Here is a 7,944-nt window from a genome sequence, read left to right on the forward strand (position 1 = left end):
GTTTTATACAATAACGCCTCTAAAGATTTATATCCTGATATAAAAATTAATTAAGCCTACCTTTCTCAATAAAATACGTTGCATATTCGAGTGAAAAGTTAAATTTGATCAATGTCTCACTCTCGATCTTTACTGTTAATTAACGAGATCTACATCACAATCTCATTTTGACTTTGTGATGCAGGTCTTATTGGGTTCTCAATATTTCCATTACTATGCTCTCACACAATAAGAGAACACAGTTTCTCAACCCCTAAAATCCAATTGAGACAAATATTATGAAAAAGATTCTTGTAGTTTGCGGTAACGGCCTTGGTACTTCACTAATGATGGAAATGGCAGTGAAAGAAGTGGCAAAAAAAATCGGTTTCGAAGCAGAAGTTGATCACGAAGATCTGTCCTCTGCATCATCAAGCAAAGCGGATATTTGGGTTGCAGCAACAGACGTCGCCAACCAGCTGAAAGATGGTGGAAAAGAGAACATCATCAGCCTTAAAAATATTTTTGATAAAGCATCAATCGAAGAGCAACTAAAAACTTTCATGTAAGGTAAAATTATGCAAAACTTTTTCGAGTTCATGCTTGGCTTATTAAAAGAGCCTGCAATCATGGTAGGGTTAATTGCTTTCATTGGCCTTGTTGCTCAAAAATCTGATATTTCCACCATACTTAAAGGCACAATAAAAACCGTAATGGGTTTCCTTATTTTAGGGTTTGGTGCCAGTGCTCTTGTGGGTGCTCTAAATAATTTCTCAGTTGTATTTACTGAAGCATTTGGTGTAAGTGGCGTTATTCCAAATAACGAAGCAATTGTCGCATTAGCACAAAAAGCTTTTGGCTATGAAATGGCTCTAATTATGTTTTTTGCATTCGTAGTGAACATTTTATTAGCTCGAATTACGCCTTTGAAATATATTTTCTTAACAGGCCACCACACAATGTTCATGTCTATGTTGGTGGCTGTAATTCTGTCTACAGCGAATATTCAAGGCACTGCTCTCGTCGCAATCGGATCGCTCATTGTCGGTTCATTGATGGTTATCATGCCAGCACTTGCTCAGAAGTACACAGAGAAAGTAATGGGTACAGACCAACTGGCAATGGGTCATTTTTCAACGCTCTCGTACTTAGTATCGGGTTACATTGGCAGCAAGTTTGGTGACACGTCGAAATCAACAGAAGACATCAACGTACCTAAGAGCCTCATGTTCCTGCGTGATACGCCTGTAGCAGTAGCAACAACGATGACCATTTTCTTCATGCTGGCTTCGATTATGGCTGGCGGTGAATTTGTTGAAACCATATCTAACGGACAAAATTGGGTCGTATTTACCTTCATGCAGTCTCTTGTTTTTGCAGGTGGTGTTTACATCGTACTGCAAGGTGTGAAAATGCTGATTGCTGAAATCGTCCCTGCATTTAAAGGGATCTCTGACAAACTGGTTCCAGGAGCAAAACCGGCTCTAGACTGCCCAATGGTATTTCCTGTCGCACCAAACGCAGTACTTATCGGCTTTCTTTGTTCTTTCGCCGCAGGCCTACTGGCAATGGCAGTGCAAGGCGCGCTTGGTTGGACAATCATTGTTGCAGGCGTGGTTCCCCACTTCTTCGTTGGTGGTGCGGCAGGCGTTTACGGTAATGCGACAGGCGGCCTACGCGGTGCGATTTTGGGGTCTTTCACACAAGGCATATGTATTTCGTTCTTACCAATGCTTTTACTTCCAGTACTTGGTGGTCTGGGTCTTGAAGCCACTACTTTTTCTGACTTCGACTTTGGTGTAGTTGGTCTAATTCTAGGGTGGATTGTGTCATGAGCTTATTCGATTTAATTGGCAACCAAGGCGTTATCATCAACGCTGAAAAAAACTTAACGGTTGATGCGGCTATTGATGTGACCTGTTCAACGCTACTCGCGAGCAACAAAATCGAAGCAAGCTATGCTGAAGCAATCAAACAAAAGCACAAGGACATTGGCGCGTACTATGTTCTAGCACCAAAGATTGCAATGCCTCATGCTCGTCCTGAAGATGGTGTGAACGAAGCATCACTGCAAGTGACGGTATTCAAAAAGGGTGTTGATTTTGAGTCCGAAGACAACGGTGACGTTTATCTTTCGATTACTCTGGCGGCGATGGACTCCGATAGCCACATCCACACCATTATGGCGCTATCTGAGTTATTCCAAAATGATGATGACATTGATGCCATTATTGCGGCGGAAACAGAACAAACGATCATCGAGATCTTAAAACGCTACTGATCTTACATTTGTAGCTCCTCCCCCATAAACAAGCCACGGTATTCGCCGTGGCTTTCGTCGTTAATAGACCAAATAAAGCGCAAAAAGTCACATGACATTTTGAGTCTGTTCATCGCCGCATACTGACCTCAACATCGCTCGACATAAAGAGTGCAAACTCATCATTATCCCAGCGTTCACATCGATAACGTCTAATATTTTCAGTCAATATCACTCTTCACCTTAAAAGACGATAAGAGACTTCAATCATTAAAAATAAGTAACCACGGTTAAAAAACTTGCCAATTCGAATAATTAGTTTAGTGTTATACATATGTATATCACCATGCAGTTTTAACTATGACCAAATGGAAAGACGACCAGCCGATCTTTAGGCAGCTTGCTACAAAGATCAGCGACCAAATTCTTCAAGGCATTTGGTTAGAACAACAGGCACTGCCCTCTGTACGTGCGGTTGCCGCCGATCTCAAGATTAACCACCTTACTGTCATGAAAAGCTATCAATTACTGGTTGATGAAGGCTTGGTAGAAAAAAAACGCGGCCAAGGCATGTATGTGGCTGAAGGGGCAATCCAAAAATTGAAAGAATCCGCCCATCAATCATTCATCAACACACAGATCCCAGCCATCGCTGAGACGCTAGGCATCATTGATATGAGTGTCGAAGAACTCGTGAAACAGCTAGCACAACATATAAAGGATAAGTCATGAGTACTTTACTTTCCGTGAAAAACGTAACCAAAACCTATTCCAATCAAGTGGGTGTCGAGAACATCAGTTTTGAGTTAAAACCAGGGCAAGTGCTTGGCCTGCTAGGTCACAATGGCGCGGGTAAATCGACCCTGATCAAATCACTGCTTGGTGGGCACAACTACCAAGGTGAAATAGAGGTGAATGGCTACCACCCTATCCACCAGCACGCCGACCTCATGCTGCATTTATCTTATATTTCAGATGTGAACGTGCTACCCGAGTGGATGACGGTAAAACAACTGCTCCGATACACGCAAGGTGTACACCCCAGTTTCAACAAACAAAAAGCACAGCAGATGTTAAGCAGCACCAACATTAAGCTCTCTTCAACGATCAAGCAGCTTTCTAAAGGGATGAAAGTGCAAGTTCACCTTGCAATCATTATCGCGACCGACACTCAAGTATTGATCTTAGATGAGCCTACACTTGGCCTAGATTTGCTATACCGCGATACTTTTTATCGCCACCTACTCGAATGGTTCCACGATGGCAAGCGCGCAATGATCATTGCCAGCCACGAGGTTTCAGAGATAGAACACTTATTGACAGATGTGCTTATTTTAAAACAAGGCCACTGCGTGTTACAGAAAAGTATGGAAGACATCGAAAACGACTATTTCATTATCGAAGTCGCAAACAATCACTCAAGTGAGATCCAAAAACTTCACCCACTGACCTCACAACCGGGGCTAGGAACCACTAAATGGTTATTGGCAAGCCAATACAAAGCGCAAGTTGAACCATTAGGTAATATCTACAACGTTGGTCTCGCAGATCTATTCCTTGCAACCCAGACGGAGAAGGCATAATGCATCCCAGTTTTTACATGCTAGAAAAAGAACTCATCGAGCACAAAATTAACACTCGTTTACCTCTGTTTGTTGCGCTATGTGGTTTCTTACTGTTCGTTAGTCTGTTTTTTAGTGGTCAGGCGCAACACGAGTTTTTCTTCGAAATGCAAGTGAACGGCAACATGAGTGACATTCACCGAGACTTCACAAAAGATCTCAACTCCGTGATCTACTTTGGTGCCGGCTTAATTTCACTGCTACTTTCGACGCTTTACCTCCCTAAGACGCTGCGTAAAGAGCGCCAAGAAGGCAGTTCGATGTTTTGGAGAAGTATGCCAGTATCTAATGCAATGACTCACGGCGTGAAACTCGGTTTTGGCTTAATGGTAATTCCGGCTATCTGTGCATTGCTCGTGTTGTTCGCCGATGTGTTGTTTTGGATACTGAACATTTCAAGTGAACACCAACTCGCATTACTGGTCGATCAGCAATCGCTGTTTTATGTACTAAGCAATTGGGTGCTATTCTTTGGTCGCATGATGCTAGTCGCACTCGTTTTATTACCATTAGCAACGGTGACTCTCGCGATTTCACAGTTGGTGAACTCTCCACTACTCGTTATCTTTATCTCAAGCTTTGCAATTAAGTGGTTGGCTATCGCACTATTTGGCTTTTATGGCATCAACGACTTCTTCTCCCTCATCACTTCGCTACCGATGAAAGTGTTAACGGCAAATAATCCGCTCAGCGTGCTCTCAGAAGTCTCTATCTTGTCTTTGAGTATTTATGTACTGATAGGCATTGGTGGCTACCTACTGAGCCTCAAATTAAACAGAATGGATGATGTGAGCTTGAAGACACTGTTCCAACGATAAAGCCATCGGCACTGAGCACAAACCCTAATCGGGCGACCTCAGCAGATATCAATATCTAAATCAAAGCTTCTAAGAGATTAGGCGCTTTTTTAATAGCTGACCTTATCAGATGCAAAGCCACGAATTGAATTAGCTATAGTTTGAAATAGATCAGGGAGGTAGAAGATAGCAAGGGAGCCTATTAATGAGCTGACATTAAACTGCATTACTATGAATGCCTGCCAGCTCTTTAGGGGATGATTTCTTACATCGCAGACCAGATGAAGGTCTTTAAGAGTGCGATTAAAATCGATTTGTTACGGTTTACAGATATTTTCGTCGTTCTAGATATAAGCTTTTCGTCTGTCGAGCTCTTGTTTCAGGCTCTAACGATATTAAGCCTTATCTCTTTGAAGCTTCTTTCGCTGTGTCTTTCCAGTATTGGATTCGAACGCGATGAAGCTGTGCTCTTCTCATTTTTTTCATACGGGGTATTTCCTTTTCTTTTAGCTGCTCTTCATGAGCTATTTTTATTATCAACGGTTCGAATCTAGCGGGGTTTAGCTACCTGTTCAACGATACAGATCACAAAACATGTAAGACGCTAGGAACTCATTACATTAAAATGTGACCTAAACATCAACTATAGCTCAATTTAGGGTGATGATCCGTTGATCTAAATTGAGATTAGTTATCTCAGATAACAAATTCATTTCAGTATCAATACAGTTCAGTGATACCTATCTAATAGACCGAACCAACACCAATTAAGTTCCTAAAACCAACCTCACTTAATGATGACAGTGTAATAAGAACCTGATCGAGTTGAACGTTATGCTCGACATTAGTCTATACGACACACACTCAGAATGGGATTATGTTTGTAGCTGACTCAATATGATTATAGACACCCTGTTAAATAGTACTGACCGTCTCGTTTAGCTATCCAGTAATACAAGCATTTCTTATTTGAGGCGCTTTTCGATAAAGAGTAGAATCGCCGCCTTGTTCTATGTTTAAGGTCTCGCACACCGTAGACTCACAACCATTTATCACCACGATATAAGTATTAATACGACTATGCACTCATCAAAACCAACGCACGACTCAGAAAACAGCCACACACCTGAGCATTGCTTCACTCGTTTTCAACAGCCGATCGAGTCATATTCGTTGCCTGAGCGTTTCACATTCCCGTTCTACTACGAACCGCACCCACTGTGTGAAATCGCCTCTCATCAGCTTCAACAGTATCTAGAAACTCAAACCGACTGGCAGCATGACTTCGGACTGGATTCTGACGTGGGTCGCGGCAAAATGTTTGGTGTGTTATTGGTGAAAAGCCCAGAGGGTGAGTTGGGTTACTTTTCTGCTTTTTCAGGGAAAATCGCCGACCAAAACCTACTGCCTCACTTTGTGCCGCCCGTCTTCGACATGCTGAGCAGCGACAGCTTTTTCCACCAAGACACAGCCGACATGATGGCTGTCAACGCTGAGTTTAAAGCGCTGCAAGCAAATACTGAATACCATGAATTGTGCGAGCAACTGGCGCAGCAGAAAGCGCAAGCGGAGCAAGAGATTGAAGCTCAGCGCCTATTGATTATTGAAGGCCGAAAAACGCGTAAAGAACAACGTGAACAAGGTAAAGAAAGCCTTGATGAGCAAGCTTTCGAACAGCTAAATAATGAGCTAAACAAGGCCAGTGTTGCTGACAAGAACCAGCAGAAGTACCTAAAACTCAACTGGGAACAGACTCTGCAAGTGTTGCAGGCTAAAGTTGATGTGTTCACCACTCGATTAACTGAACTCAAAGAGCAAAGAGCACGCCTTTCTCATCAGTTGCAACACAAACTGTTTTCACAATACGCTTTCCAAAATGCAGAAGGAAACGTTGAAGACCTTAACCAGATCTTTGAAAACACGCCAAACAAGATACCACCAGCTGGCTCTGGCGAATGCGCTGCGCCTAAATTGCTGCAATACGCGTACTTAAATGGCTACACTCCGTTGGCATTGGCTGAATTTTGGTGGGGTCGCTCTCCAAAGTCGGAAATCCGCAAACACAAGAAATACTACGCTTCTTGTCAGAGTAAATGTGTGCCGATTTTAGGTCATATGATGAAAGGCCTTGAAGTCGATCCAAACCCATTGCTAGAGAACCCAGCAGAAGGTAAAGAGCTGGATATTCTGTTCCAAGATGAGCACATCGTGGTAGTCCACAAGCCAGCGGGTTTTTTATCCGTGCCGGGTAAGACCATCAAAGATTCCGCCTACACACGTGTTCAACAGATGCATCCTGACGTTGAAGGCCCATTCGTTATTCACCGTTTGGACATGGCGACCTCTGGCATTCTGATCTTCGCTCTCACACGACGTGCGAACAAGAGCTTGCAGAAGCAGTTCATCACTCGTGAAGTTGAGAAACGATATGTTGCCATGATTGAAGGCGTTCTAGCAGAAGATGAAGGCTATGTTCGACTGCCATTACGTGGCGACCTTTATGATCGCCCTCGTCAAATTGTCTGCTTCGAACACGGCAAGCCTGCAGAAACCAAATGGGAAGTGATTGAGCGAAACGAGCAAACCACTAAGGTTTACCTGCATCCTAAAACAGGGCGTACACACCAGTTGCGTGTACACTGTTCACACGAAGAAGGCCTTAACATGCCTATCGTCGGTGATGGCCTATATGGCAATAAAGCCGACCGACTGCACCTACACGCAGAAAGGCTCGCGCTGCACCACCCAATCACCAAAGCGTGGATGGAGTTCCAGTTCGACGCTGAATTCTAAGCGTTAGAAACTTGGCGCGCTGGGTGTTTAATAAACACAGCAACCACAGCCACAATTGCAAGTGCAAAACAGTAGTACGAGTTAGACACGATTTCTAGAGGCGATAGATTAAACACAGAGCCCAATAGCAATACCTGAGCACCATAAGGTAATACGCCTTGAATCACACACGAGAAAATATCCAATAAGCTTGCTGTGATCCGCACCAGAAGTTTTGGACACCGAGTTAAGTGAGTACAATCACTAACGAGGTGAACAATGACAACTAAGAAAACACGAATCAAACATGCTCCTGAATTTAAAGCCGAAGCGCTTAAGTTAGCAGAGAAAGTCGGTGTCTCTGCTGCCGCACGACAGCTTTCGCTATATGAATCTCAAATTTATGGGTGGCGTAAAGCCGTCAAAAAAGATGCGAAAATCAGCGATAGAGAAAGGGAGCTCGCCACTGAAAATGCCAAACTCAAACGATTATTGGCAGAGCAAGCTGAAGAGC

At 43.3% G+C, this 7,944-nt stretch carries 8 protein-coding genes and 1 pseudogene; 8 read left to right on the forward strand and 1 reads right to left on the reverse strand.

The genetic code is table 11. The features are described 5' to 3' along the window. Window positions 1-278: 278 nt before the first annotated feature. From L4B77_RS18560 to L4B77_RS18590, 7 genes are all read left to right on the forward strand, one after another. Entirely contained in the window at window positions 279-548 is a 270-nt protein-coding gene (locus tag L4B77_RS18560) for a PTS sugar transporter subunit IIB (protein ID WP_261840299.1), read from the forward strand. A gap of 9 nt (window positions 549-557) precedes the next feature. Continuing rightward, a complete protein-coding gene (gene ulaA, locus L4B77_RS18565; RefSeq protein WP_429752249.1) occupies window positions 558-1,814 on the forward strand; it encodes a PTS ascorbate transporter subunit IIC in 1,257 nt (418 codons plus the stop codon). Next, the gene (locus L4B77_RS18570) at window positions 1,811-2,260 is read left to right on the forward strand and encodes a PTS sugar transporter subunit IIA (protein ID WP_429752251.1); all 450 of its coding nucleotides are present in this window, start codon (window positions 1,811-1,813) and stop codon (window positions 2,258-2,260) included. Before ulaA ends, L4B77_RS18570 begins: the two co-directional genes overlap by 4 nt. 339 nt (window positions 2,261-2,599) lie before the next feature. Next, on the forward strand, window positions 2,600-2,971 hold the full coding sequence (locus tag L4B77_RS18575) for a GntR family transcriptional regulator (protein WP_261840302.1): 372 nt from the start codon (window positions 2,600-2,602) through the stop codon (window positions 2,969-2,971). Beyond that, window positions 2,968-3,822, forward strand: a complete 855-nt coding sequence (locus tag L4B77_RS18580; RefSeq protein WP_372040289.1) for an ABC transporter ATP-binding protein — start codon at window positions 2,968-2,970, stop codon at window positions 3,820-3,822. The genes L4B77_RS18575 and L4B77_RS18580 overlap by 4 nt, the downstream gene beginning before the upstream one ends. Continuing rightward, window positions 3,822-4,679 carry a hypothetical protein gene (locus L4B77_RS18585; protein WP_429752254.1) on the forward strand — a complete coding sequence of 286 codons (858 nt, stop codon included), beginning with the start codon at window positions 3,822-3,824 and terminating at the stop codon, window positions 4,677-4,679. The genes L4B77_RS18580 and L4B77_RS18585 overlap by 1 nt, the downstream gene beginning before the upstream one ends. 1,059 nt (window positions 4,680-5,738) lie before the next feature. Then, window positions 5,739-7,451: an RluA family pseudouridine synthase gene (locus tag L4B77_RS18590; RefSeq protein WP_429752256.1), complete on the forward strand. Its 1,713-nt coding sequence runs from the start codon at window positions 5,739-5,741 to the stop codon at window positions 7,449-7,451. On the opposite strand, the pseudogene L4B77_RS18595 reads toward L4B77_RS18590, so the two are convergent. After that, window positions 7,448-7,654, reverse strand: a pseudogene (locus tag L4B77_RS18595) (Na+/H+ antiporter NhaC family protein); the annotation flags it as partial. The gene L4B77_RS18590 and the pseudogene L4B77_RS18595 sit on opposite strands and share 4 nt — an antisense overlap. A 55-nt stretch (window positions 7,655-7,709) precedes the next feature. On the opposite strand from L4B77_RS18595, the gene L4B77_RS18600 reads away from it, so the two are divergent. Beyond that, the coding region (locus L4B77_RS18600; protein ID WP_429750147.1) for a transposase at window positions 7,710-7,944 on the forward strand (235 nt) is incomplete at its 3' end.

Origin of the sequence: Vibrio minamisatsumaniensis, from assembly GCF_050337445.1 — a bacterium.
In the GTDB taxonomy this organism is placed as follows: Bacteria; Pseudomonadota; Gammaproteobacteria; order Enterobacterales; family Vibrionaceae; genus Vibrio; species Vibrio artabrorum.